Source organism: Pseudomonas sp. MWU13-2100 (genome assembly GCF_023242365.1).
In the GTDB taxonomy this organism is placed as follows: Bacteria; Pseudomonadota; Gammaproteobacteria; order Pseudomonadales; family Pseudomonadaceae; genus Aquipseudomonas.
In genome coordinates, this window is record NZ_JALLIX010000010.1 from 1 (window position 1) to 25,085 (window position 25,085).

At 59.4% G+C, this 25,085-nt stretch carries 18 protein-coding genes and 1 pseudogene; 13 read left to right on the forward strand and 6 right to left on the reverse strand.

Translation table 11 applies throughout. The annotated features are described in order from the left end of the window. The 6 genes and pseudogenes from M5B99_RS09335 to M5B99_RS09360 all read right to left on the reverse strand — a co-directional run. Positions 1 to 292 (reverse strand): annotated as a pseudogene (locus tag M5B99_RS09335) (hypothetical protein); the annotation flags it as partial. Between the two features lie 264 nt (positions 293 to 556). Beyond that, positions 557 to 847 (reverse strand): hypothetical protein, encoded by a 291-nt coding sequence (locus M5B99_RS09340; protein WP_248803761.1) that lies wholly within the window; start codon positions 845 to 847, stop codon positions 557 to 559. Next, positions 847 to 5,613, reverse strand: coding sequence for an RHS repeat-associated core domain-containing protein (locus M5B99_RS09345; protein ID WP_248803762.1), 4,767 nt, complete (start codon positions 5,611 to 5,613; stop codon positions 847 to 849). The genes M5B99_RS09340 and M5B99_RS09345 overlap by 1 nt, the downstream gene beginning before the upstream one ends. After that, positions 5,610 to 6,353, reverse strand: a complete 744-nt coding sequence (locus M5B99_RS09350) for a DUF4123 domain-containing protein (RefSeq protein ID WP_248803763.1) — start codon at positions 6,351 to 6,353, stop codon at positions 5,610 to 5,612. Before M5B99_RS09350 ends, M5B99_RS09345 begins: the two co-directional genes overlap by 4 nt. Further along, positions 6,343 to 8,385 carry a type VI secretion system tip protein TssI/VgrG gene (gene tssI / locus M5B99_RS09355; RefSeq protein WP_248803764.1) on the reverse strand — a complete coding sequence of 681 codons (2,043 nt, stop codon included), beginning with the start codon at positions 8,383 to 8,385 and terminating at the stop codon, positions 6,343 to 6,345. Before tssI ends, M5B99_RS09350 begins: the two co-directional genes overlap by 11 nt. A gap of 81 nt (positions 8,386 to 8,466) precedes the next feature. After that, positions 8,467 to 8,985, reverse strand: coding sequence for an Hcp family type VI secretion system effector (locus M5B99_RS09360; RefSeq protein ID WP_248803765.1), 519 nt, complete (start codon positions 8,983 to 8,985; stop codon positions 8,467 to 8,469). An 857-nt stretch (positions 8,986 to 9,842) separates the two neighbouring features. Between M5B99_RS09360 and tssA the strand changes: the two genes are divergently transcribed. The 13 genes from tssA to icmH all read left to right on the forward strand — a co-directional run bounded on the left by tssA (position 9,843) and on the right by icmH (position 25,084). Continuing rightward, complete coding sequence (gene tssA / locus M5B99_RS09365; protein ID WP_248803855.1) at positions 9,843 to 11,399, forward strand: type VI secretion system protein TssA; 1,557 nt, start codon at positions 9,843 to 9,845, stop codon at positions 11,397 to 11,399. 33 nt (positions 11,400 to 11,432) lie between these two features. Then, positions 11,433 to 11,936: a type VI secretion system contractile sheath small subunit gene (gene tssB / locus M5B99_RS09370; RefSeq protein WP_103495358.1), complete on the forward strand. Its 504-nt coding sequence runs from the start codon at positions 11,433 to 11,435 to the stop codon at positions 11,934 to 11,936. Positions 11,937 to 11,963: 27 nt separating this feature from the next. Further along, the gene (gene tssC / locus M5B99_RS09375) at positions 11,964 to 13,439 is read left to right on the forward strand and encodes a type VI secretion system contractile sheath large subunit (RefSeq protein WP_248803766.1); all 1,476 of its coding nucleotides are present in this window, start codon (positions 11,964 to 11,966) and stop codon (positions 13,437 to 13,439) included. Positions 13,440 to 13,453: 14 nt separating this feature from the next. Continuing rightward, positions 13,454 to 13,861: a type VI secretion system baseplate subunit TssE gene (gene tssE / locus M5B99_RS09380; protein ID WP_103495360.1), complete on the forward strand. Its 408-nt coding sequence runs from the start codon at positions 13,454 to 13,456 to the stop codon at positions 13,859 to 13,861. 226 nt (positions 13,862 to 14,087) lie between these two features. After that, positions 14,088 to 15,875, forward strand: a complete 1,788-nt coding sequence (gene tssF, locus M5B99_RS09385) for a type VI secretion system baseplate subunit TssF (RefSeq protein ID WP_248803767.1) — start codon at positions 14,088 to 14,090, stop codon at positions 15,873 to 15,875. Further along, positions 15,839 to 16,846: a type VI secretion system baseplate subunit TssG gene (gene tssG, locus M5B99_RS09390; RefSeq protein ID WP_248803768.1), complete on the forward strand. Its 1,008-nt coding sequence runs from the start codon at positions 15,839 to 15,841 to the stop codon at positions 16,844 to 16,846. Before tssF ends, tssG begins: the two co-directional genes overlap by 37 nt. A 6-nt stretch (positions 16,847 to 16,852) precedes the next feature. Beyond that, positions 16,853 to 19,444: a type VI secretion system ATPase TssH gene (tssH, locus tag M5B99_RS09395; RefSeq protein WP_248803769.1), complete on the forward strand. Its 2,592-nt coding sequence runs from the start codon at positions 16,853 to 16,855 to the stop codon at positions 19,442 to 19,444. A gap of 10 nt (positions 19,445 to 19,454) precedes the next feature. Continuing rightward, the gene (locus M5B99_RS09400; RefSeq protein ID WP_248803770.1) at positions 19,455 to 20,987 is read left to right on the forward strand and encodes a sigma-54 interaction domain-containing protein; all 1,533 of its coding nucleotides are present in this window, start codon (positions 19,455 to 19,457) and stop codon (positions 20,985 to 20,987) included. A gap of 34 nt (positions 20,988 to 21,021) precedes the next feature. After that, positions 21,022 to 21,162, forward strand: coding sequence for a type VI secretion protein (locus tag M5B99_RS09405; RefSeq protein ID WP_248803771.1), 141 nt, complete (start codon positions 21,022 to 21,024; stop codon positions 21,160 to 21,162). Positions 21,163 to 21,181: 19 nt separating this feature from the next. After that, entirely contained in the window at positions 21,182 to 22,384 is a 1,203-nt protein-coding gene (gene tagH, locus M5B99_RS09410) for a type VI secretion system-associated FHA domain protein TagH (protein ID WP_248803772.1), read from the forward strand. Positions 22,385 to 22,389: 5 nt separating this feature from the next. Continuing rightward, on the forward strand, positions 22,390 to 22,881 hold the full coding sequence (gene tssJ / locus M5B99_RS09415) for a type VI secretion system lipoprotein TssJ (protein ID WP_248803773.1): 492 nt from the start codon (positions 22,390 to 22,392) through the stop codon (positions 22,879 to 22,881). Then, the gene (gene tssK, locus M5B99_RS09420) at positions 22,878 to 24,212 is read left to right on the forward strand and encodes a type VI secretion system baseplate subunit TssK (RefSeq protein ID WP_248803774.1); all 1,335 of its coding nucleotides are present in this window, start codon (positions 22,878 to 22,880) and stop codon (positions 24,210 to 24,212) included. The genes tssJ and tssK overlap by 4 nt, the downstream gene beginning before the upstream one ends. A 2-nt stretch (positions 24,213 to 24,214) precedes the next feature. Further along, entirely contained in the window at positions 24,215 to 25,084 is an 870-nt protein-coding gene (icmH, locus tag M5B99_RS09425; RefSeq protein WP_248803775.1) for a type IVB secretion system protein IcmH/DotU, read from the forward strand. Position 25,085 lies beyond the last annotated feature (1 nt).

Below are 25,085 nucleotides of genomic sequence, written 5' to 3' on the forward strand. Positions count from 1 at the left end.
TTTCAACTTCAACCGCCTCTATCGAGGTATAGGGCACCAAGCCATCGGCGTTGAAGAACCAGACTCCTTCATCCTTGAGGATCATCAGTGGCGTGGATCCCGCCTTACGATTGAGGAAGGCCGCAACAAACATATACAGCGAGCAGAGGAGTAGCACATAGGCAAACTTTCCTACCGTCTCCATGCGAAATGCTTGAATGGCGAGAGGCAAGACAAGGAGGCCTATAATCAAGGCTCCGATTGGGACGCGGCGGCGTTCCGAGAAAGACATATCATTAAGTGATTTTTGCATTTCGTCCTCTGATTACAAAATGATGGCAAGATAGCGGGTGTTTTTTGTAAATGGTGCTTTATAGGTGGTGGCTTGTAACCTTGGCTTGAGACCGGCTAATGGGTATCTCCTTTTCTGCTTCTTGCAAAGTAGAGGTCGCTCGGATCGAACTTATTTATTGAGTGACTTTGTCCGGCTGCCGGTTGCCCTGGATTTTGAGGGTAATGAGAAAATTATAGATTTACTTCTACGGAGCGCCTAGAGAATAAGCCAGTGACTCCTTTATTAAGGTTTCCAAAAATCAAGATTTTCCATATGTCTTTCGATGTCATCCATTTCGTCATCACCCAAAGATGTATCAAAGTGCTCGCTGAGTATTCGTCGGACTTTTGCAAGCTTTTGTGTTATGTTTTTGTTGTCTATGAAGTCTGTTGTTGCTCGTTGATAGTCTGCTTTCGGTTTGTCGGTATAATAACTTCCAATCTTGTGCAGAGAAATTAGAATGAACTCTATTTCTTTCAGGGCTTCAAGTGCTGCTTCTCCGGGGATTACAATTTCTTTGTTTGCTTCTAGCATTATTTTCTCCTGGTAAATGTTGGGTTGTTCAGTTTTAGATTTCCCTTGATTGTCAGTTCCATAGTGCCGTATCTGGGGTTTTTGACCCACTCCAATTGTGATTCAGGCACGTCCGTCTCTATGTAGTCTCTACCTCGGCCTCTTCCTATTTGATATTTTTCTTCTGCGGTCAGTTGGTTTAAAGCTTTTTTGTTGGCCGGTTCTACATAGACTCTATTGTTGTCTTGAGCACTAATCACGCCATCCTGCTCAATTCCTGTAGAACCTTTTCTGTTGGTGTAGTGTCGGACCCGAATAGTTTTTTCGGAGTTCGTAACAGGTGCGGGGGCTGCAGGTTCTCCTTGGTTTACCTGTGCCTTGTTTTTGGGGTCTTCAGCCCCGCTTGGAGGTTTGCATGCAGCTCCCCCGGGACAGTCCCCATTCAACCCCAACGGATCCACCCACCCCGTAGGGTTAGGCACATACCGGTAGTTGTTCAACCCTCCCGCCAGCTTGATCGGGTCTGGCGTCAAAAACCGTCCAGTCCCCGGATTGTAGTAGCGATGGCGGTTGTAGTGTAGCCTCGTTTCCGCGTCGAAATACTGCCCCTGAAAGCGCAACGGGTTGTCGATCTCGGCCACTTCCAGCTTCGCCACGTTACCGTAGGCCTTGTAGCGTGCGGACCAGAGGATCGCCCCCGCACTGGAGGTCAGCTCCTGCGGCGTGCCCAGATGGTCAAGCTGGTAGTAGTAGGGCAGGGCATGGCCCGGACCTTCACCGTCGAGCATCGCCAGTGGCCGAAACGTCCCTGGCTCATACACGTAGCTGCGATAGTGCCCAGCCGCCGCTTCGGCGATCAGCTGTTCACCCTGCCAGATGAACTCAGTGGTCTTGCCTTCAACGGTCTTTTCGATCCGCCGCCCAAAGGCGTCATAGCGATATTTCGCGACCTGCCCATTGGGCAGCCTTGCCTCGACCAACCGATGCTGGCAGTCATACGCATACTCGGTCACCAACCGCTGCCCAGCCCCGCGCCGCTCGCGGATCAGGTTGCCGTAGGCGTCGTAGTCATAGTGCGCATCACCCTGCATCAGCAGACGGTTGCCCTGCACGTTCACGCGGTTGCCATCGCGCTCCGGGGCCTGGCTGAGCAGGTTGCCCGCCGGGTCATGGCTGAAGGCTTCGGTCAAATCACCGCGCACAGTGATCAGCCGGTCAAGCGGGTCGTAGTGGTACTCGCGCATCCCCTTGCGACTGTCGCTGATGCGCGCCAGGTTGCCGTTGGCATCGTAGTCATAAGTCCGGGCCAACAGGCGTTGCTGGTGCTGGCTGACGCGGTGTTCGGTGAGGCGGCCCTGTTCGTCGTACTGGTATTGGCTGAGCAGTTGCCCTTGCTGACGTTGCTGCTCGCGCCCGGCGCTGTACTGGTGGCTGGTCAGGCGCTGGCCATTGAGGTCGATGGCGCTGAGGTCGCCGCCGGCCAGGTGGCGATAGTCCAGGGTGCTGCCGTCGGGCAGGCGCGCATGGCTGAGCTGGCCGAGCGCGTCGTAGCGGTAGTGCAGGGTGGCCCAACCCTGGTGCTCGGTGGTCAGACGGTCCTGCAGGTCGTACTCATACGCCAGCGGCCAGTGACCGTCATCGACATTGACCAGGCGGCCCAGCGCGTCGTAGTGGTAGTGAATCTTCTCACCATCGCTCAGCGTCTTGACCTGCAGGCGGCCGGCGGTGTCGCGCTGGTAGGCGGTCTTCAGCTCGCTGCCATCATCGCCAAACTCGGTCTTTTCGATCAGTTGGCCGTTGAGGTCATAGACGTACGCCGTGCGCCGACCATCAAAACCGGTTTCCTGCTGGATCAGGCCGTTTCCGTAGTAATCCAGGTGGTACTGCTCGCCACGCTCATTTTCGATATCGGTCAGCAACAGGCGAGCGTTGTCGTAGCGGTACTTGAGCTGACTGCCGTCCGGGTTGAGGCGGCGGCTGACCAGGTGCAGGTTGTCGGCGTACTCATAGCGGGTCAGCCGGCCCAGTTCGTCGCGCTCGCTGGTGAGTTTGCCGTAGGCATTGTAGGTAAAGGCGCGGGTGGCGCCGCCGGGCAGTTGCACTTGGGTCAGGCGGCCCACCGGGTTCCATTGGTACTGGGTGACGGCACCGGTTTCGTCCTGGCGGGTGATTTGCCGGCCCAGCGCGTCGTAGCGGTAGCGACGCTGGCCGCCGTTCGGCAGTTGCTCTTCGATGAGCTGACCTTGAGGGTTCCAGGTCAACTGGTGCACGCTGCCGTCGGCATGGCGGATGTCCAGCAAGCGGCCACGGGCATCGTAGGTGTAGGCGCTGGTATTGCCGCTGGGGTCGGTCTGGCGGGTGATGTCGCCCTGGGCGTTGCGGTCGTATTTCCACTCGGCCTTGCCGCGCTGCACGGCACTGACGAAGCCGTTGTCGTACTCGTAGACCGTGGGCGCGTCTTGCGTCGGAATCACCGCGACCAGGCGACCCGCGTCGTTGTACTGGTACTCGGTGACGGCGCCGAGCGGGTCTTTTTCCGCAATCAGCCGACCTTTTTCGTCGTAGGCCTTTTCGTGGGTGGCGCCGTCCGGGTCGACCTGCTTGACCAGCCGGGCGTTGTCGTCGTGGACGTAGACTTCCTGGCTGCCGTCAGCATTGAGTACGGTGACGCTGCCGTCATCGCCCCAGGTGTAGCGCGCGTCCATCTGCGCGAAGTTGGCCCAGTGGTGGACGCAACGGGCGGATTTACCCTGACCTTCCCATTCCCAGAAAAACTTGGCGCCGCCGGCCAGTTGCCGCACTTGAATGACGTGCCGGGTATCGTAGGCGTACAGCTCGCTTTCGCCGACGGCGTTGGTGGCTTCAACCAGGCGACGCTGTTCGTCGTAGCGGTAGGTCACCAGATTTTGCAGGGTCTGCCAGGACGCTTCGGCAGTGTCGGCCGGACGATGGCTTTGGTAATCGACGCCGACGATGACGCTACGGTCGTAGCGCAGCAGCAGGGCACGACCGGCGCCGTTGTCGACGCGCATGATGCGCCCCAGGATGTCACGTTGCAGGTGCAGGCGGTTGCCGTAGGCATCGCTGATGGCGATCAGGCTGGCACTGTGGCGGTCGAAACGGAAATGGTAGAAGCGCGCCTGGTCACCGGCCTGGGTCAGGATCAATTCGCTGGGATCGTCGCCCAGGTAGATCGCGGCCTTGGACAGGCTGTTGGTGATGGCCGGGCGCTTGACGCTGGGCAGCGGGAATTCGGTGCTGCGGTTTTCGTGGTCCAGCCAGGTGACGGTGTCCCCTTCGATGGTCACGCGCTGGGCCAGGGCATGGCTCCAGCCGGGACCCAGGCCGCATTCGGTCTCCACGGCGGAGGTACGGTAGAGGCGGGTCCACTCGAAGGGCAGCAGGCCGTCGAGTTGGCCGTCGGTGAGGGTCAGCAGCTCTTCGCCGGTGACCATCGAAACGGGGCAGCCGTTGGTGCAGGTGGCGCTGCAAGCGTCGGCGGGTTTGTCGTCGCGGGTCTTGGCTTGTTTGGACGCATCATCCACCGGGGTGGACTCTTCGACGGTGATTTTTTTGTTCGGCGCTTTGGGAATGTCGAGCGTATCCGCCGCCACTTTATCAATGCCTTGCGCGGCACTGGTGATCTGCTTGGTGGTTTTTGCAGAACTGTTGACCACCGACTCGGAGGCTGTAACCAAGGGCACCAAGGTCTTGGCGTGGGGTTTGAGCTGGTGGCTGGTACTGACGTCGATCAATGCCTGCACAGCGTCCTGCAAGAACATCCGGGTGCCGGTTGCGATACCGGCGGCGCCGCCCGAGACCGTGACACGTACCACCAGGCCAATACCGCCGGACAGCACCACCCCGAGAATAAAGTTGATCAGAAAGTCCGTGCTGAATTCGCCGATCGCTTCGGCCACCATGGTCGGTGGCAACATCCGCACCCAGGTCAACAGAGCCATGGTGTAGAGGTACATCAACAACGGATCGCTGAGGAGCGTCAGGGCGGTGGACAACAACTCGTCGGCCTGGGCCTTGAGCTTTTTGAAGTCGGCTTCGTTGATCATGGTCAGCAACCTGGCCATGTTTTCGTCCAGGTTGGCCAGAATCGAGAAAGCCTTCTTGATGTCCTCCCACAGCGACTTCAGGGCCTTTTTGATGCCGTCGCGCAATGCCTGGTTGGCTTGTTCCAGGCGCTTGGGGTCGCTGACCGGGGCAAACGTCTTCCACTTGGGCGCGATGCTGCCTTGCCATTGCTGGCTGAGCCAATCATGCAGGCTGGCGACGATGCCGTCGTAAGAGCCATACAAGGCGTCTAGTTCTGATTGGCCGACCTGCGGATGGAAGGTGAGGCGATACTGCTGGTCGGGAATACAGCCCTGGATTTGCGCCATGCCCAGTTTGTCCAGGCGGCCTTTGAACGATTCTCCAGTACCTGAACCGGTGTTCACCGGTTCCATCAAGTAGGGGGTATTGCCAATGGGCACGAAGGTCGAAGAGTCGAACCGATGCAGCAATGTCAGCTTGCCGTTGACCGGGCAGGTGGCATAGGTCTCGATTTTTCTGTCGCTCTTGTTGGCGTCTTTTTTGCTGAGCGTGCTGACCTCGTCACTGACGCGGATTTCCTGGTCGATATCCATTGCCCAGCCGGTCAGGAAACCGTCAGCCAGTTCTTTGTAATGGGTCAGGCTGTTGGCCTGGAAGTCGGCCAGCATTTTGTCGGCATCAGGGGGTGTGGCGCTTAGTACGTAAGCATCAAAGACGGCCATGATGGGGTTGAGGTTCATTGCAGGACTTCCTGTTCCAGATAGGCTCTGACACGCGTACTAAGCGTTTCTTGCGGGGCAGCGGCACGCTTTACAAAATGCTCGATCTTGAGTCGAAGGTTGGTTGGCGGCAGGGCGAAGTACAGCGCCGAGTGGTCTTCGCGTAGCCACTGCAGCAAGTTTTCCACCAGGGTCGACGGATCCTCCTGGCTCAACTGATCCAGCAACGCCTGCGGCACCTCCCACCAGGGATACGGCTGCGCATCCCGCGCAACACCGCCACTGCTGGTCACGCCGTAGCCATTGATCCAGTACCGCTCGAACACCGGCAGCACCTCTGCACTGGCGCCGCCCAGATAACTCAGGATCGGCAACAGATGGCGCCCATCCCAGAAGCGGAAAAACACCTCCGTCCGATCAGGCATGATCACCTGGGTCAGGCCGCGCAGGTGCTCGGCAACCACTTCAGGCGGACAGCGCGACACGGCCAGCCAACCCCAGTCCTGCTCCTCGCAACTGTCAATCCAGTCCAGCAGCGGGCTGTCCGCCGCCAACTGATCGACGTAGGGCATCACCTCTTTCCAGCCCGCGTAGGGCGTATCGCTCCAGATCGGAATTGGCGCGGTGGGCGTGGCGATCTGGTAATAGCGGGCCAGCGGGTTTGCGTCGCTGGCATTGCTCAGGACCACATAGAGGTATTCGTCAGGGGCTGGCGGGTGCTGTTCCAGCCATTGCTTGGTGCTCAATGAATCAGATGGCACAGGCACCGTCCTTGCACTTCTCACACTCCTCGCAGAACGGCGCATTGCGCTTCATCGTGTTGATCTGTGCCGGGCTCAGCAGCGCGCCGGCCACGGCGGCAGCGGCCTGCTTGAGCAACCCCGGCAACAACGCCGCGATCGGCGTGCCCACCCCGGCGCTGCCGCCCTGGTTCATCTTGATCGTTGCGCCGCTCAGTACCACGCCGCTGCCGTCGACCTTGATGAAACTGCCGCCGGCCTTGAGGGTCAGTTCGGCGCCGGCTTCCAGAACGATTTTCTGGCCGCTGCTGAGGTGGATTTCCTGGCCGGCCTCGGTGAACTGGCCGACACCGATTTTCAGGTGCAGGGTCTGGCCGACGCTCAGGTGATCGTCGACGCGGGCTTCGACCTTGCGGTCCAGGTCGACGGTGAAGTGTTCTTCGGCCTTGAACTCGCTGTAGCTGTTGGCCTCGACTGTGTCGTGACGTTCATGACCGACGCGGATTTTCTGGTCGTGCTCGATGCGCTCGTCCCAGTCACGCTGGGCGTGGATGAAGATCTGTTCCTGGCCTTTCTTGTCCTCTATGCGCAGCTCGTTGAAGCCGCCGCCACCGGGACTGCTCAGGGTCTTGAAGACGCTGCGGGTCTTGTTCGCCGGCAGGTTGTAGGGCGTGAGGTTTTCCTTGTGGTACAGGCAACCGGTCACCAGCGGCTGGTCGGGGTCGCCTTCCAGGAAGCTGACCAGCACCTCCATGCCCATGCGCGGGATGGCGATGCCACCGTAACGGGCGCCGGCCCAGGCCGAGGACAGACGCAGCCAGCAACTGGTCTGGTCGTTGTTCTGACCATCGCGGTCCCAGAAGAACTGCACCTTCACACGGCCGTATTGATCGCAGTGAATTTCCTCACCCGCAGGGCCGGTGACCACGGCGCTCTGACTGCCCAGGATGCGTGGTTTGGGATGGCGCAGGGCAGGGCGGTAGAACACGTCCCAGGGCGTGCCCTTGAACTGGTTGCGATAACCCTGGTGGAAATCGTCTTTGTTATCGGTGGTGTCGCTGGGTACCGACTCTTCCAGCACCTGCGGTTGTTTGCCGTGGTGGCGCACTTCAGTCAGCAGCCACAGGTCATTCCATTTGGCTTGCGGGTGGTCGGCCATGGGGAGGAAGTGTCCGCTGACCAGGCGCGCGACATCGCTGCGGCCTTCGGCCTGCCGGTAGTCCGCACGGTGGCGCTCCAGCGCGCGGCCGGCGAGCAGCTTACCGCGAGTGCGGTCGTTGAAACGCCCTGGATAGTCATAGTCTTCCAGATCGGGGGCGAACTCGCTCTTGGTCGCCGCTTCCAGGTCCAACCGCGGTTGTTCGAAGTCGTAGTCTCGCCGCGTGGTGCGTGTGGTACGGGTTTCCAGGCGCACATTGAAGCGCTTGATCACCGGGTTGTCGGCGACCTGCCCGGAGTCCTGCTGGTAGCTGGACGGGTCGAGCTTGGGGAACACCGTCTGGTCGTCGCCGAACACCAGCAAGTGCCCGTCGCAGCTGTGCTGGAAGTGGTAGCTCAGCCCTTCCTCTTCGCACAGGCGCTGGATGAAGTGCAGATCGGACTCGTCGTACTGAACGCAATAGACCCGCTCGGGGTATACCGCGCTCAGCTGGAATTGGTAGGCATCGGCCAATATGCCGTGCGCTTGCAGGACCTGGGCGATGATCTTGTCGACCGTCAGGTTCTGGAAAATACGTTGGTTGAAGCTCTGGGCCAGGTTGGCCAGTTGCGGACGCAAGGTGACGTGGTAGCGAGTAAAGCGCTTGCCGGAATCGCCTTGGGCGACACGCTGGATCATGCCGTGGACGCCGCTGCCGGTCGGTGAGAACATCAGGAAGGCGGGCTTGTGCAGCAGGCTGTCGAGCGCCAGCGCGGCATTTTCGCTGATCAGCTCAAGGTGGAACTCGAAGGGTTGGTTGAGCGCTTCCTGGCCGGTGAACTCCAGCACCCGAAGGTCGCTATCGAAGCCTTCGATAGTCAGTGTAAAGGTGGGCTGATTGGCCAGCGCGAACATCCATTGTTCCTCTCGGTCAGGGGGGCACAAACACCCTCGGCCAGAGCGTTCTGGCCGAGGGGGTCAAACCGTCACGCGCGCTTAGGCGGCGACAGGGGTACGCCAGTCATCGGAACCGGAAGTCCCCGAGACTTCGTGAGTCCAGGTGATTTTGCGGTAGGTGAAGTAGACGTCTTCCAGGTGGGTGAAGTGCGACATGTTCGGGTCCTGGCAGTTAGCCATGTTGGACTGAACGTCAACGATGATTGCGTCTTCCAGCTTGATGGTGAAGTAGTGCTCCTGGGTGCCGGATGCCGAAGTGCGGAACCACTTCAGGGTGCATTCGGTCAGGCGCTCACCGGTGGTCAGCGCGGTGAAGATCAGCGGCGAGGACTTGTCGAAGACCTTGGTGATTTTCAGCGGCTTGTGCACGCGCTGGCCGGTAGGCTGGCCGGACTGCGGATCGCGCGGGATGATGACCTGGTGATCGAAGGCCTGAACCAGGATCTCGTCTTCGTGACCTTCCTGGTAGATGTTGCCGACCGAGTCTTCGGTGAAGGTGCCGGCAGTGATCAGACCTTGCTTGGTGCCCTGGAGGGTCAGGTAGGCGGGTGTTGGCATGAAAGCTCTCCTTGCGGGGGTTGAATGTCGAATCCTGGACGGGTTTGAGTGTCCGGAGCGCAAGAGCTATTTCAAAAAGCGCGCCAGAAAAGATAGCGCCCAGTAAACGCGGGGCTTTCGGCACTGTTTTCGATCCGGAGGCGGGGGGGCGGCAGTGGTTTTGCCCCCGTGATTGCGCAAGAAGTTGCGCAGCACTGCGCAAGAAGTTGCGCACTTGGATGCAAGCCCTGTATGGCATGGTTTTCAGCGGTTCAAAGAGTGTTTTTCGGAAAGGAGGTGCGCAAGAACTTGCGCATAGTGGCGATATGCCTTAGTTGTCGTATCGGTCAACTCGGCCAATGTGCTGGATTGATGAGGAGGGGCAGTTCTGGCGCTGTCTTTCCTGCGAGTTCCAGTGTCGCCGAATGAATGAATGGATGGTTCTGGGTAACTACGAGTTTATATTCAAATGCCAGGTAGTGCGTGTTGGAAAAATCGATAGCGTGAGAAAGGCATAGCCGGTAAAGCTACTGCTGAGTGATATCAAAAAGATATCACTCGAGCATCATGGGTGATGCCGTAGTGCTATCTCAGTTCTGCTCCAGGCCTCTAGGACGATAGTTCCATGTTTCGTTGTTTCGGCCTGAAAACGGAGCCTTATCCCGGTTGGTCGTGTGAAGGTGCATTGCTAATTTGAAAAAAGTTTAATGTCAAAATGCTTGCATCACGCCACTAGTCTCATTTAGGATCCGCGCCTGCTGCAATCTGGAGCGGCACGTACTACATCAGGGATGAGTACGCAATAGTTGTTTCGTCATTGTTTTAATGCCTGGGAATATCATCAGGCAAGTCAGGCAATGATTCATTTAAGGTCACGGATGACATATTCAAGCAAGCTCTGCGCTCATTATCTCGACCTCGCAAAAGTGCCTGTTTCGGCAACTGCTTTTGCGGGCGCGGATGTGCGCTTCTCTACAGAGTTTGAAGCGCTTGAAACAGAGCTCAATAAAGGCGCCTCGATGCATGACGCGGGGCGAACCGATTGGCTGAAGGTCAAGGACGGCTGCGAAGCGTTGCTGCGCAGCGAATCCAAGGATTTGCGCATCGCCACCTGGCTGATATGGGCCTTGTATCAGCAGGAGTCCTTTGTTGGTTTGGTCGCCGGTCTGGGGCTGATGCGCTATCTGTGCGAGCACCATTGGAGCGAACTGCACCCGGCCAAATCCAGAACCCGCGCCGGTGCAATCGTTTGGCTGATCCCGCGCCTGGAACCGGTGCTTTCGGAAGACGTTCCGGTCAAGGATCAATTGCCTTTGTTCCGCGCCATGGTTGCCCACCTGGAGGCGCTCGATGAGCACTTCACGGCCAGCTTGGGCGACGATGCGCCGCTGATCCTGCCCATGCGCCGGCGTTTGGCATCCATGGTTCAGCGGGCCGCCGATGGCCAGCCAGAGCCTGGCAGCGTCGGCGCGGTGGTCGCGCAGGTCAAGCAGGCGGCGACCCAGCTGCTGACCCCGGGCTCGCCCGTCGACAACGAAAAGGATGCCCATAAGGCCCTGCGTGCGCAGCAGGAAAGCGCTCGGCCGCTGTGTGCCTGGTGGCTGCGTCAGAAAGCTACCGATGCGAGAGCGCTGCGCCTTAATCGAACCTTGCTATGGCTCCCGATCGACGCCATGCCCGAGCGTAACGCCGAGCAGGTTACGGCCCTGCGGGGAGTGCCGGTGGACAAGCTCAACAGTTATCGTGAGCGCTTTGACGCCGGGAAATATGCTGATCTGTTGGTTGACCTGGAGGCCAGCCTCGCGCGCTCGCCATTCTGGTTTGATGGCCAGCGTATTGTCTGGGAATGCCTGCAGGCGTTGAATGCGGACACAGCGATGCGTGAAGTGGAAATCCATTTCGCCCTGTTCCTGCAACGACTGCCGGGTATCGTCGAGCTGCGTTTTCATGACGGTCTGCCGTTTGCCGATCCGGCAACCCGTGGCTGGATCAGCACCCATGTGATGCCCCACCTGCAGGCACCTGCGGCGCCACGCAAAGTCGAGTCCGGCGACAGTCGACTGGCGTGGGAGCAAGCGCTGGATGATGTACAGCCGATTTTGCGCAAGGACGGCCTGAAGTCGGCGGTTCAGGTGCTCAAGCAAGGATTGCAAAGCGCCCAAGGCGGCCGCGAACGCTTTTTTTGGCATTTCAGTCTGGCCCGCCTGTGCCACCAGGCCAAGAAGTACGACCTGGCCCGCACCCAACTCGAAACACTCGATCAGCAACTCCAGCATTCCGGCATTCATGCCTGGGAGCCCGATCTCGCGCTGGCGGTTCTGCACCTGCTGCACAACTGTTGCGAGCTGTTGCCGCAGAACCACGCGGTGCGCGAACGCAAGGACGAAATTTATCGCAGGCTGTGTCACCTCGACCTCGAAGTTGTACTCGAATAGGCCTTCGGGCCATAACCGCAAAGGAGAAAGACCATGGCCAAAGAAGGCTCGGTAGCCCCCAAGGAACGGATCAACGTTACCTTCAAACCTGCACTGGGCAACGCTCAGGAAGAGATCGAACTGCCGCTGAAGTTGTTGGTGCTCGGCGACTTCACCCAGCAGGCCGATGAGCGCAAGGTCGAAGATCGCAAGCCCATCAGCATCGACAAGAATAATTTCGATGATGTGCTGGCCAAGCAGAATCTGAACTTGACCATCAGCGTCCCGAATCGTCTTCAGGAGGAGGGTGAAGCCGACGAATTGGCGGTCAGCATTAATGTTGACTCCATGAAGGACTTCAGCCCCGCCAACCTGGTCGAGCAGATCCCTGAACTGAAGAAATTGATGGAACTACGTGACGCTTTGGTGGCGTTGAAAGGGCCATTGGGCAACGCCCCTGCCTTCCGCAAGGCAATCGAAGGCGTATTGGCTGACGATCAAGCGCGTGGCCGTGTACTGGGTGAGCTGGGTATGCAAGCCAGCCAGCAGGACGCCTAAGTTTCCAATTGATAAGGATGCCAACACATGAGCACCAGTGCCGCACAGCAACACAGCAGTGACATTGCAGAATTCGGAATTCTCGATCAGATCATTGCCGAGACCAAACTGACCCCCGATGACGAGGCGTACAACATCGCCAAGCGCGGTGTTTCGGCGTTCATCGAAGAGCTGCTGAAACCGCAGAACCAGGGCGAGCCCGTCAAGAAGGCCTTGGTCGACCGCATGATCGCCGAGATCGATGCCAAGCTTAGCCGCCAGATGGACGAGATCCTTCACCACAGCGAATTCCAGGCCCTGGAGTCCTCGTGGCGCGGCCTGCAGCTGCTGGTCGACAGGACCAACTTCCGTGAAAACATCAAGATCGAAGTGCTCAATGCTTCCAAGCAGGATCTGCTGGATGATTTTGAAGACTCGCCGGAAGTCATGCAGGCGGGCCTGTACAAGCATATCTACACCGCCGAGTACGGCCAGTTTGGTGGTCAGCCAGTCGGCGCGATCATTGCCAACTACTTCATGTCGCCCAGCGCGCCAGACGTCAAGCTGATGCAGTACGTCTCCAGCGTTGCGTGCATGTCCCATGCGCCATTTATCGCCGCTGCCGGGCCGAAATTCTTCGGGCTGGAAAGTTTCACCGGTTTGCCGGACCTCAAGGACCTGAAGGATCATTTCGAAGGCCCGCAGTTCGCCAAGTGGCAGAGCTTCCGCCAGGCGGAAGACTCGCGCTACGTCGGCCTGACGGTACCGCGCTTTCTGCTGCGCAACCCCTACGATCCGGAAGACAACCCGGTCAAGACCTTCGTCTACAAGGAAAACGTCGCCAACAGCCACGAGCACTATCTGTGGGGCAACACCGCGTACGCGTTCGGTACCAAGTTGACGGACAGCTTCGCCAAATTCCGCTGGTGCCCGAACATCATCGGCCCGCAGAGCGGTGGCGCCGTTGAAGATCTGCCGCTGCATCACTTCCAGAGCATGGGCGAAATCGAAACCAAGATTCCTACCGAGGTACTGGTATCGGACCGCCGCGAGTATGAATTGGCCGAGGAAGGTTTCATCTCGCTGACCATGCGCAAAGGCAGCGACAACGCGGCGTTTTTCTCCGCCAACTCGGTGCAGAAGCCCAAGACCTTCGGTATCAGCGAAGAGGGCAAGGCCGCCGAGCTGAACTACAAGCTGGGCACCCAGCTGCCGTACATGATGATCGTCAACCGCCTGGCGCATTACCTCAAGGTCTTGCAGCGTGAGCAACTGGGTTCGTGGAAAGAGCGCACCGATCTTGAAGCCGAGCTCAACAAGTGGATTCGCCAGTACGTCGCCGACCAGGAAAACCCAAGCGCCGAAGTCCGTGGTCGTCGTCCGCTGCGCGCGGCGCAGATTGCCGTCAGCGATGTGGAAGGCGAGCCAGGCTGGTACCGCGTGAGCCTGAACGTGCGTCCGCACTTCAAGTACATGGGCGCCGACTTCACCCTGTCGTTGGTTGGCAAGCTGGATAAAGAGTAAGCAGGAGCTGAGTCATGATGGGATACGGCAGCCTTTTCGAGCGTCTCAATGGCGACGCCGCCAGCCGCAAGGGGCTTCCCCGGGAGGCCAGTGCCATGGCATCGGTGGCCGCCCATCTGGCAAAAATGCTCAGCACCCGTGCGGGCAGCGTGCAGACGCTGCCCGATTACGGGCTACCCGATCTCAACGACATGCGCCTGAGCTTGCACGACTCTTTGACCCAGGCTCGCGATGCAATACGCAAGTTCATTGAGGCCTATGAGCCTCGCCTTTCCAAGGTGCAAGTCGTTTCCATGCCGCGTGACAAGGACCACCTCAGGCTGACCTTCGCGATCGAAGGGGTGCTGGAAGTGGAGGGCATCAAGCGGCAGGTCAAGTTCACCGCCAACCTGGATGGCAGTGGCAACGTGAAGGTTCACTAAGGCGTTTCAATGGGGCCGCCCTCTCAGCAGCGGCTATTTGGCCGTGACGGGCTTGTTCGGGCGGTTTGGTGATTCGGTTCTTTATCGCGTCTCACGCTTTGTTGGGCCGATGTGTATTCCAATATTGCATTGCTTGGGGACTGTTTTCCTCAATCCGGATCCTGCCTAGTCGGGATATCAGGAAAGTTTTTCAGCTCCGAGAGCTCTCCATTTAGAGGTAAGTTGCGTGTCCTTCAACCACTACTACCAAAGCGAACTCACCGCACTGCGCCAACTCGGCCGGCGTTTCGCTGAGCGTAGTCCGGCGCTGGCGCCATTCCTCAGCCAGAGTGGGCGGGACCCGGACGTGGAGCGCTTGCTCGAAGGCTTCGCCTTCCTGACCGGGCGCCTGCGCCAGAAGCTCGATGACGAGTTGCCTGAACTGACTCACTCGTTGATGCATCTGCTCTGGCCCAATTACATGCGGCCATTGCCTTCGTTCAGCATCCTGCAATTCGAACCGCTGGCCGAGGCCGGTCCGGCATTGCTCGTCCCTCGCGAGACCGCAGTAGAAAGTAAACCATTCGACGGCGTGCGTTGCCGTTTCCGTACCTGCTACGACACCGATGTGCTGCCGCTGGACCTGAAGGCGCTGAACTACGCGGTCAAGGGCGACGGTGCGGTGCTGAGCCTGCGTACCGAGATGAGTTGCGACGGCTTCCTGGCTGAGCTGGAACTCAAGCGCCTGCGCTTGCACCTGGCCGGTGAACGCTACATCAGCCAGATGCTCTATCTGTGTCTGCTGCGTAACCTGGAAGGCATCGAGGTGGTGCCGGTGGATGCCAACGGCAAGGCACTCCAGGACGCCAACGAGTGCGACATCACCTTCAAGCTCGGTGCCGACAAGGTCAGCCCGGTGGGGTTCGCTGAAGAGGAGGCGCTGATTCCGTACCCGCTCAATACCTTTCGGGGCTACCGTTATTTGCAGGAATACTTCGCCTTCCAGGACAAGTTCCTGTTTGTCGATGTGGTCGGGCTGGAGGTGCTCAAGCAACTGCCTGAAGACACCCAGAAACGGGTCCGCGGTGTCGAGTTGCGCTTCAATATCCGGAAAAGCGGCATACAGCGCCTGCGCCCCAGCCTGGAGAACGTGAAGCTGTACTGCACGCCTATCGTCAATCTGTTCAAGCACGATGCCTTGCCCATTCGCCTGGACGGCAAACAGGATGAATACCTGCTGCTGCCTGCCGAATACGACCTGCAAAATTGCGGGGTGTTTGCGGTTGAGTCGGTGACCGGCTGGCTTCCCGGTGGTGTGGGCAACCGCCCCTATGTGCCGTTCGAGTCGTTCGAGCACGACGCCAGTTTCGATGTTCCCACGGCCCGTCCGCATTTCAGCGTTCGCCAACGCAGCTCGTTGTTGCACGAGGGCATGGACACTTACCTGAGCTTCGGCATGCGCCACGTCGAAGAACACGAAACGCTCTCCATCGAGCTGACCTGCACCAATCAGAACCTGCCGCTGCGCTTGCGCGAGGGTGATATCTGCCTGGTGTCCGAAGGCACGCCGGAGTTTCTCAAGTTCCGCAACATCACGGCGGCGACGCCCAGCTATGCGCCACCGATCAACCGCGATTTTCTGTGGAAGCTGATCAGCAACATGTCGCTGAACTACCTGTCGCTGGCCAACGTCGAGGCGCTCAAGGTCATTCTCGAAACCTACGACCTGCCACGTTATTACGACCAGCATGCGGAGAAGGTCAGCAAGCGCCTGCTCGGCGGGCTGAAGGGGATACGCCACCAGCCTATCGACCGCTTGCATAAAGGCCTGCCGTTACGCGGTCTGCGCACTGAACTGACCATCGATCCGGAAGGCTATGTCGGGGAAGGCGATCTGTTCGTTTTTGCCTCGGTGCTGAATGAATTTTTCGCGCTCTACGCCAGCCTCAACTCGTTCCACGAATTGAGGGTCAAAAGCACACAGGGAGAGGTGTACCAATGGACACCACGTATGGGGCTGCAGCCCCTGCTTTAAGCAGGCTGACCCGGGTAATACGCGAATACTCGCTGTTTCAGGCGGTGTTGCTGGTGGTCGATCGGTTGCGCGATGTGTATCCGGACCTGACGGAAGAGCAGTTGTATGACCAGGTCGAATTCGAGGCGAATCCAAGCCTTGGTTTCCCTGGCAGTGATGTAGACCGTGTGCAGTTTTTTGAAGAGCACGGAGAGCTGCGAGCGCGCCTGCGCTTCAACCTGCTAGGCCTGTTCGGCTCCAGTTCGCCGCTGCCGGCGTTTTACGGTGAGCAGGCACTGGGGGATAGCCAAGACGGCAATCCGACGCGCCAGTTTCTCGATCTGTTCCACCACCGGCTACAGCGTTTGATGCTGCCGATCTGGCGCAAGTACCGGTATAGCGCGCGGTTCGAGAGCGGTGCCGAGGACCCGTTTTCCGAGCAGTTGTTTGCGCTGATTGGCTTGGGGGGCGAAGAGATCCGTCGCGCCGAAGAGCTGAACTGGAAGCGACTGTTGCCGTATCTGGGGTTGCTGAGCTTGCGTGCGCACTCGGCTGCGCTGATCGAGTCGGTGCTGCGTTATTACTTCAAGCACGAAGAGTTGGTGATCGAGCAATGTGTCGAGCGCCGGGTGGAGATCCTTGAGGAGCAGCTCAATCGCCTCGGCAAGGCTAACAGCCTACTGGGCGAGGACCTGGTACTGGGGGAGCGGGTTCGTGACCGTGGCGGCAAATTTCGTATTCATGTCCGGCAACTGACCTGGGAGCGTTTCCATGAGTTCCTGCCTATCGGCCCGGGTTATCAGCCGTTGTGCGCACTGGTGCGTTTTACCTTGCGCGACCCGCTCGATTACGACCTGAGGCTGGTGCTCAAGCAGGAAGAGATTCGCGAGCTGCGTATCGGCGAAAGCAACGTATGTCGGCTTGGCTGGACCAGTTGGCTTGGACATGAGCGTGCCGAGGGAGTTGTGACCCTGGGCAGCAGAATTCATTAAGGACAGATGACAATGATTAACGTAGACCTGCAACAGCTGATCAAGGCCCTGGACAGCGAAACCCGACGTGATCTGGAGGGTTCGGCGCAACGCTGCGTTGCCCGCGGTGGCAGCAAGATCCTGGTCGAAGACCTGTTGCTGGCTTTGTTGGAACGCCCTGAAGGGTTGCTTGCCAAGGCGCTGCTGGACGCCGATATCGAGGCCAGCGAACTGGCTGCGGCACTGCAGCCACGTCCCGAACACAGCGCTTCGCGCAATCCGGTGTTTGCTCCCGAGCTGGTGCAATGGCTGCAGGATGCCCTGCTGGTGGCCAACCTGGAACTTGGCCAGAGCCAGGTCGAGCAGGCTGCGCTGATTCTGGCGCTGCTGCGCAACCCCATGCGCTATGCCGGCAGCCACTACCAGTCCCTGCTGGCCAGGCTCAATGGTGATCGGTTGCGTGAATTCGCCTTGGCACACAAACCCGAGCCTGAAAACGGCAAGGCCGCCCCTGGCGGTGAGTCGCTGCTGGGAAAATTCACCCACAACCTGACCCAACAAGCCCGAGACGGCAAACTCGACCCTGTGCTCTGCCGCGATTCGGCCATTCGTCAGATGATCGATATCCTTGCCCGTCGCCGCAAGAACAACCCTATCGTGGTGGGCGAGGCCGGTGTCGGCAAGACCGCCATCGTCGAAGGCCTGGCCTCGCGCATCGCCGCCGGTGAAGTGCCGCAGGTGCTCAAGGGGGTCGAGTTGTTGTCCCTGGACATGGGACTTTTGCAGGCTGGCGCCAGCGTCAAAGGTGAGTTCGAGCGCCGCCTCAAAGGCGTGATTGATGAAGTCAAGGCCTCGCCCAAACCGATCATTCTGTTTATCGACGAAGCCCACACGCTGATCGGCGCCGGCGGCCAGGCCGGTGGTTCTGATGCCGCCAACTTGCTCAAACCTGCGTTGGCCCGCGGCGAGTTGCGCACCATCGCGGCGACCACATGGAGCGAGTACAAAAAATACTTTGAAAAAGACCCGGCGCTGGCTCGGCGCTTCCAGCCGGTTCAGCTGCATGAGCCGACGGTCAGCGAGGCGGTGACCATTCTGCGTGGTCTGGCCCAGGTCTATGAACAGAGCCACGGGATTTACTTGCGCGATGACGCCGTGGTCGCGGCGGCCGAGCTGTCCGCGCGTTATCTGGCAGGCCGGCAATTGCCGGACAAGGCGGTCGATGTGCTCGATACCGCTTGTGCACGGGTACGCATCAGCCTTGCCGCGGCGCCGGAAAGCCTTGAGTGCCTGCGTGCCGAACTCGCCGAGGGTGAACGCCAGCGCCAGGCGCTGCGCCGCGACGCCGAGGCCGGACTTGCGGTCGATCTGCCGGCGCTGCGGTTACTTGAAGCGCGCCTGGAGCAGGCGGCCCAAGAGCAAGGTGTTCTGGAACAGCGCTGGGCCGAGCAGAAAACCCTGGCCGAAACGTTGTTGGACCTGCGTCAGCAACTGGCTGCCGCACGAGGAGGCGAGCCTGTCGAAGGTGTCGATATCGCCGCGCTGGAGGCGCAACTGCACCAGACTCATGCGTCCTTGACCCAGGCCCAGCAGCAGGGGCGCCTGGTGAGCTTTGAAGTCTGCCCGCGCCTGGTCGCGGAAGTCATCAGCGCCTGGACCGGCGTGCCGCTGACCCAGTTGGCGCGTGAGCACAACGCCAAAATTGCCAGCTTTGCCGCCGACTTGCGCTTGCGCATTCGTGGCCAGGAACAGGCGATACACGCGTTGGATCGCTCGATGCGTGCCACGGCTGCCGGGCTTAACAAGCCGGATGCGCCCGTGGGGGTGTTCTTGCTGGTCGGTCCCAGCGGTGTGGGTAAAACCGAAACGGCGCTGGCCCTGGCTGACCTGCTCTATGGTGGCGATCGCTTCGTGACGACCATCAACATGTCTGAGTTTCAGGAAAAACACACGGTATCGCGGCTGATCGGCGCCCCGCCAGGCTATGTCGGTTATGGTGAAGGCGGCATGCTGACGGAGGCGGTGCGGCAGAAGCCGTACTCGGTGGTACTGCTCGATGAAGTCGAAAAGGCCGACCCGGACGTCCTCAATCTGTTCTATCAGATCTTTGACAAGGGGGTGGCCAACGACGGCGAAGGGCGCGAGATAGATTTTCGCAATACGCTGATCCTGATGACTTCAAACCTTGCCAGCGACCGCATCAGCGCGATGTGCGAGGAGGGCCAACGGCCCACCGCCGAAGCGCTGGAGCAAGCCATTCGCCCGGCCCTCAGCAAGCACTTCAAGCCAGCATTGCTGGCGCGCATGCGCGTAGTCCCGTATTACCCGGTCGGTGGTGCTGTGCTGCGCGAACTGATCGAGATCAAGCTCGGACGGCTGGGTGAGCGCCTGTCACGGCGACAGTTGGCGTTCAGCCATTGCCAAGCCCTGGTTGATCACTTGGCAGAGCGTTGCACGCAAAGCGACAGCGGGGCACGTCTGATCGACCATCTGATCGATTCGCACCTGTTGCCGTTGATTGCTGACCGTCTACTGGAGGCGATGGTCACTGACGAGAACCTCAAGCATGTCCATGCCACGCTCGACAGTGATGGCGGCGTGATCTGTGAGTTTGCGTGAGGTGGGTGTGATGTTCACGGAGGTTCCCCAGCCGTTGGCGTATGCCGAAACGTTGTTGGGCACATTCGCCAGTCTTTCCAGAATGGCTGACGATGCGCGCCTGCTGGAAGAGTTCGCGTTCGCCGTCGGCCAGCTAACCGGCAGTGAGCTGGCCCAGGTCTATTTGCTTGATGCCGGCCACAGTCAGCTTGGCCTGAGTGCCGAGTGCTTTGAGGGGGTGATGCAATCCCGGCAGAGCATTGGTGTTTCAGCCGATTACCACACCGATGAATTGCTGCAGTTCAGCCTGTGCCAGAACCGGGTGCTGTGCCTGGAAGAACTGGGCAGTGGTCTCTACCAAACCAGCTTTCTGCCGCCAAGCGCTGGTCAGTGGCGCACCTTGTTAAGTGTGCCATTGGTCAATGCCCTCGGCGTGGTGGAGGGGGTTTTGATCTGCGCCAGTGTGCGGTTGCTTGAGCTGAAGGTCTTCGCTGAGTCGTTGGGGCAACTCGGGCGTTTCGTGTTGGCGCAGCTTGCACTCTTGCAGCGGTTGCGCAGCCCCACTCAATCGCTTGCCGTGAAGGCGGTGGCCGCCAGTTGTGCCAGCGGCTACGGATTGATCGGCAAAAGCGCCGCCATGCGCAGCACTTACCAACTGATCGGCAAGGTCCTGCACAGTCCCTACACCATCTTGTTGACCGGAGAGACCGGCACCGGCAAGGAAGTGGTCGCCCGCGCGCTGCACGAATGTGGCCCGCGGCGATCGAAGAAATTCATCGTGCAAAATTGCGCCGCGTTCCCGGAAAGCCTGCTGGAAAGCGAGCTGTTCGGTTACTGCAAAGGTGCTTTCACCGGTGCCGATCGTGACCGCAAGGGCCTGTTTGACGCTGCCGAAGGCGGCACCTTGTTGCTCGATGAGATCGGCGACATGCCCTTGTCGTTGCAGGCCAAGTTGTTGCGGGTGTTGCAGGAGGGTGAAATCCGCCCGCTGGGCTCCAACGACACGCACAAAATTGACGTGCGCATCATTGCTGCCACGCACCGCGACTTGCTGAGCCTGGTGGCGGAGGGCAAGTTCCGCGAAGACTTGTATTACCGGCTGGCCCAGTTCCCCATCGAGCTGCCGCCGCTGCGCCAGCGTGATGCCGACATCCTTGAGTTGGCTCGGTACTTTGCGGCCAAGGCATGCGTCTTCATTGGCCGTGAACCGTTGGGCTGGTCCGAGACCGCGCTGGCTCATTTGAGCGGATATGCCTTTCCCGGCAACGTCCGCGAACTCAAGGGTCTGGTCGAACGCGCCGTATTGCTGTGTGAGGGGCCTGAATTACTGCCGGAACATTTCTCGTTGAATGTCGAGGCTCATCCCGAAGACAGCACGCTTTACCTGCGCGACTACATGGAGCGGGTCGAGCGCGCCTACGTATTGAGCTGCCTGCGCCGTAATGGCGGTAACCAGACCCTTGCCGCCCGGCAACTCGGGTTGCCGCGCCGCACATTGCTGTACCGCTTGGGCCGCCTGAGCGTCGACCTCAGCGAGTTTCAGGAAGGCACCTCGGCGCCATGAACCTATTTCAAACTGCCCCAATGGAGAACCCCTGATGCCTGTCCGTCCTTGGCACGCAGCCGTGCTGGTATTGGCTTTGGTGCTGGGTGTAAGCGCCTGTACCAGCAACTACAAGTTCAACGACAACGAATATCGTCCGCTGGGTGATCCTCAGGCGGTCAATCGCGGTAAATGACCGCAAGGAGTGTTTCACCATGGAGTTGGTCTTCGAGATTCAGAACACCAAGCAACCGATCCCCCATCATGCCAGTCGATGCACTTTCAGACAGGCGGGCGGGAAAATCGGTCGGGCCAGTGATTGTGATTGGGTTATTCCGGACGCCAAAAGGCATTTGTCGGGCCACCATGCCCAGGTGACGTTCAACCGCGGCATGTTTTACCTGACCGACCTTAGCAGCAACGGTGTTTTCACTGGCGGCGGAGCGCAACTGCGCAAAGGCGAAGCGACGCGTATCGAGCATGGAAGCCTGTATCGCATGGGCGACTTTGAGATGTGCGCGCGGCTGGTGCGTGACCCGGGGCTGTTCGAGACGCAAGTCGGTCGCGCCCAAGCTGCCGGCAGCATCATCCCTGACGATGCGTTTCTGGACCTGGACCCATTAGTCGCATTGGACCGGCAAGAGCAGATCTATGCCGAGCAGGATGACTTGACAGCACTGACTGCGCCACGTCGTGACCCACGACAACGCGCAGACTTCGCCCGCATTGACATGGAGAGCCTGCCGTTGCCGGAGCTGGTCGTCGACCAAGCGCCAGCGCAGCCTGCTCCAGCCCCGCAAAAGCCTGCGCCTGAACAGCAGAGCCCACTGTTCTGGGAGCGCTTCGGCCAGGCGTTGGGGGTTGACCTGCAAGGGCTGGACAACGAAAGCCGCGAGGACATGGCGGTCAAGGCCGCCAGGCTGCTGGCACAGAGTGTCGGCGGTTTGCAGCAGAGCCTGCGTAGCCGCAGTGAGTTGAAGAACGAGCTGCGCCTGGCCCAGACCACTGTGCAGTTGACGAGCAAGAACCCACTCAAGCATGCCGGCGACAGCGGGGAGGCGTTGAGGCGTTTGCTGCAACCGAACAAGCCCGGCCAACTGAGCGCTGAACAAGCGATTGCCCGAGCCGTGCGCGACCTGCAGGCACATCCGGTGGCGCTGCTGATGGCCAGCCGCGCGGCAGTTCGCGCAACGCTGGAGCACTTCTCGCCTGAGCAACTGACCTTGCGCCTGGAGCGTGAGGGCAACAAACCGCGATTTGCCATGCCAGGAAGCCGCTGGCGCGCCTTTGTCCGCTATCACCAGGGATTGCGCCAGGACGATGAGTGGAGCGAGCGGCTGATGGCCAGGGACTTCGCTCGGGCCTATGACGAACAGGTCCGCTTGATCGCCACCCTCAATACTGAACATCAAGGATAAACTCGATGACCCGCTTCAAGACCCTCGCCAGTGTATGGGTGCTCATCCTGTTGGCTGGTTGCTCGGCGTTATCGCCGTATTCCAGCGAAACCAAGTTGAACCTCAAACTCAGTGCCAGCGACCAACTCAACCCTGATCTTAACGGTCGGCCATCGCCTATCGTGTTGCGCCTGCTTGAGCTTAAACACCCGGTGGCGTTCCAGAACGCTGACTTCTTCAGCCTCTATGACCGCGCCAAGGACATCCTTTCGCAGGATCTGGTGGCCAGCGAAGAAATTGAGTTGCGCCCCGGTGAAACCCTCGACCTGAAGCTGACGGTCAAAAGCGAGAGCCGCTTCGTTGCGGTGCTGGCGGCCTATCGGGACCTGCCCGCGACCCAATGGCGCTATGTGATACCGGTCGATGCCCAACAACTGACCAGGATCGACCTGAACCTGGACAAGGACGGTATCCAGAATGCCGCCGACAAACTGGCCAAGGCGGGTGACCGATCGTGAACGCACATAAAGTCATCTGGCAGGAAGGCATGTTGCTGCGCCCGCAGCATTTCCAGCACAACGATCGCTATTACGACAACCAGATGAAATCGCGCACCCAATTGCTGGGGCGTTACAGCTGGGGCTTTTTGAGCCTGGAGATCGACTCGCAGTTTCTCAGCATGGGCAAGCTGGTGGTCAGCCAGGCATCGGGGGTGCTGCCAGACGGCAGCCTGTTCAACCTCGACGGTAACAGCGAGCCCCTGGCCCTGGATATCCCGCCCAATACCGCCAACATGCCGATTTACCTGGCGCTGGCGCTGGTGACCGGGAATCACGTTGAATCGCGTCGTCATGACCATCGTGACGTGCTGACGCGTTATACGGCCTATGAGATGGAGGTGGTCGACTCCAATGCCGGTGATGATTCCAGCAGCCAGGTCAGTTGCGCGCGACCGGATTTTCGCTTGCTGCTGGGCGAGCAGAAAAACGATCAGGCCTACGTGAAACTGAAGGTCTGCGAGGTCACTGATACCTCGCCGGATGGTGTGATCAGCCTCAGCGTGGACTTTGTGCCAACCTACCTGCATGCGCACGGGTCGGCTTACCTGCTGTCGTGCCTCAAGGAAGTCATCAGCATGCTCGGCAACCGGGCCGACAAGCTCGCCGAACGTATCAGCTCAAACGGCAAGGTCGGCAGCGCGGAAGTCGGCGATTTCCTGATGCTGCAATTGATCAACCGCACCGAGCTGCTGCTACGCCACTATCTGGGATTGGAACAGGTTCACCCTGAAGAGCTGTATCGCACACTGCTGGTCATGCTGGGGGATTTATCCACGTTCGCCAATGAAGGCAAACGTCCGAAAATCGACAGTGCCTATCAGCACAGTGATCAGGGTGCCAGCTTCCGAAAATTGATGGACGCCATCCGGCAGGTGCTATCGATGGTGCTGGAACAGCACGCGATCGAGATGATTTTGCAGCAACGTCAATATGGCATTCGAGTGTCGCCGCTGCACGATCATAAACTGCTGGGTTCGTCCTCTTTCGTTCTGGCCGCCAGTGCCAATTGCGATTCCGAAGAGCTGCGCCACCGCCTGCCGGCGCACCTGAAGGTCGGACCGGTGGAGCGTATCCGCCAGTTGGTCAACCTGCACCTGCCAGGTTTCAAGGTAAGGCCATTGCCCGTGGCCCCCAGGCAGATTCCGTTCCACTCGAACAAGACTTATTTCGTCCTCGAACTCAGTTCCGAAGACCTGGCCCAGTTGGAGGGCTCTGGCGGTTTCGCCTTCCATGTGTCAGGCGAATTCTCTGAGCTTGAGCTGAAATTCTGGGCTATCAGGAACTCATGAAAATGAATATGGATATGGAGTACACCCAGGACGAAAAAACGATCCTGGCCAACCCGCAGGGCCAGCGCCCGGCAAACGAGCCGCTGACCGACTTTGCCCAGCCACCGCGTTTTGAAGAGTTGGAAGAGCGGATGATCTACGCGGCCAGCCGCCGCCCGGACGAAGGCTTCAACATCAGCATCAACCCCCTGGTTTCAGCGGCTGCGCCGTTGTTTTCGGCCATTGTGCGCATTAAGCACAGCGTCAGCGCCCAGGACCCCGGCACATTGAAGGCCGAACTGGTTCGTCACATCAAGCACTTCGAGGCCCAGGCCCTTAACGAAGGTGTCGAGAACAGTCAGGTCATGGCCGCGCGCTATGTGCTCAGCACGGCGGTGGACGAGGCGGTGGTGACCACGCAGTGGGGGAACGACATTGACTGGTCAAGCATCAGCATGCTCAGCAGCTTCCATAACGAGACCTTCGGTGGCGAAAAGTTCTTCCAGCTGCTGGACCGTCTGGGACGTAACCCGGTCAAGCATCTGCCGATGCTGGAGCTGATGTACATCTGCCTGTCTCTTGGCTTTGAGGGCAAGTACCGGGTCATTCCCCGAGGAATGATCGAACTCGATGGTATTCGCGACAGCCTCTATCGGCAGATTCGTCAGCTACGCGGTGATGTGCCGCGTGAGTTGTCGCCCCACTGGGAGGGGTTGAGCGAGCCGCGGCGTAGCCTGGTGCGTATCGTGCCCTGGTGGTTGGTGGTCGCTTCCACGGCCATTTGCCTGGTGGTGATGTACACGGGCTTTGCCTATGTACTGGGCGAAAAGCGCGAGGCCGTTCTTAAACTCTATGAGCCCATTGACCCGGTCATGCTCGAGCACAAGCCGTAAT

Coding starts and splice junctions, on each gene's coding strand:
- M5B99_RS09340 (WP_248803761.1), bottom strand. CDS start 847: ATGCTAGAAGCAAACAAAGAAATTGTAATCCCCGGAGAAGCAGCACTT.
- M5B99_RS09345 (WP_248803762.1), bottom strand. CDS start 5,613: ATGAACCTCAACCCCATCATGGCCGTCTTTGATGCTTACGTACTAAGC.
- tssI (WP_248803764.1), bottom strand. CDS start 8,385: ATGTTCGCGCTGGCCAATCAGCCCACCTTTACACTGACTATCGAAGGC.
- M5B99_RS09360 (WP_248803765.1), bottom strand. CDS start 8,985: ATGCCAACACCCGCCTACCTGACCCTCCAGGGCACCAAGCAAGGTCTG.
- tssA (WP_248803855.1), top strand. CDS start 9,843: ATGACATATTCAAGCAAGCTCTGCGCTCATTATCTCGACCTCGCAAAA.
- tssB (WP_103495358.1), top strand. CDS start 11,433: ATGGCCAAAGAAGGCTCGGTAGCCCCCAAGGAACGGATCAACGTTACC.
- tssC (WP_248803766.1), top strand. CDS start 11,964: ATGAGCACCAGTGCCGCACAGCAACACAGCAGTGACATTGCAGAATTC.
- tssE (WP_103495360.1), top strand. CDS start 13,454: ATGATGGGATACGGCAGCCTTTTCGAGCGTCTCAATGGCGACGCCGCC.
- tssG (WP_248803768.1), top strand. CDS start 15,839: ATGGACACCACGTATGGGGCTGCAGCCCCTGCTTTAAGCAGGCTGACC.
- tssH (WP_248803769.1), top strand. CDS start 16,853: ATGACAATGATTAACGTAGACCTGCAACAGCTGATCAAGGCCCTGGAC.
- M5B99_RS09400 (WP_248803770.1), top strand. CDS start 19,455: ATGTTCACGGAGGTTCCCCAGCCGTTGGCGTATGCCGAAACGTTGTTG.
- M5B99_RS09405 (WP_248803771.1), top strand. CDS start 21,022: ATGCCTGTCCGTCCTTGGCACGCAGCCGTGCTGGTATTGGCTTTGGTG.
- tagH (WP_248803772.1), top strand. CDS start 21,182: ATGGAGTTGGTCTTCGAGATTCAGAACACCAAGCAACCGATCCCCCAT.
- tssJ (WP_248803773.1), top strand. CDS start 22,390: ATGACCCGCTTCAAGACCCTCGCCAGTGTATGGGTGCTCATCCTGTTG.
- icmH (WP_248803775.1), top strand. CDS start 24,215: ATGAATATGGATATGGAGTACACCCAGGACGAAAAAACGATCCTGGCC.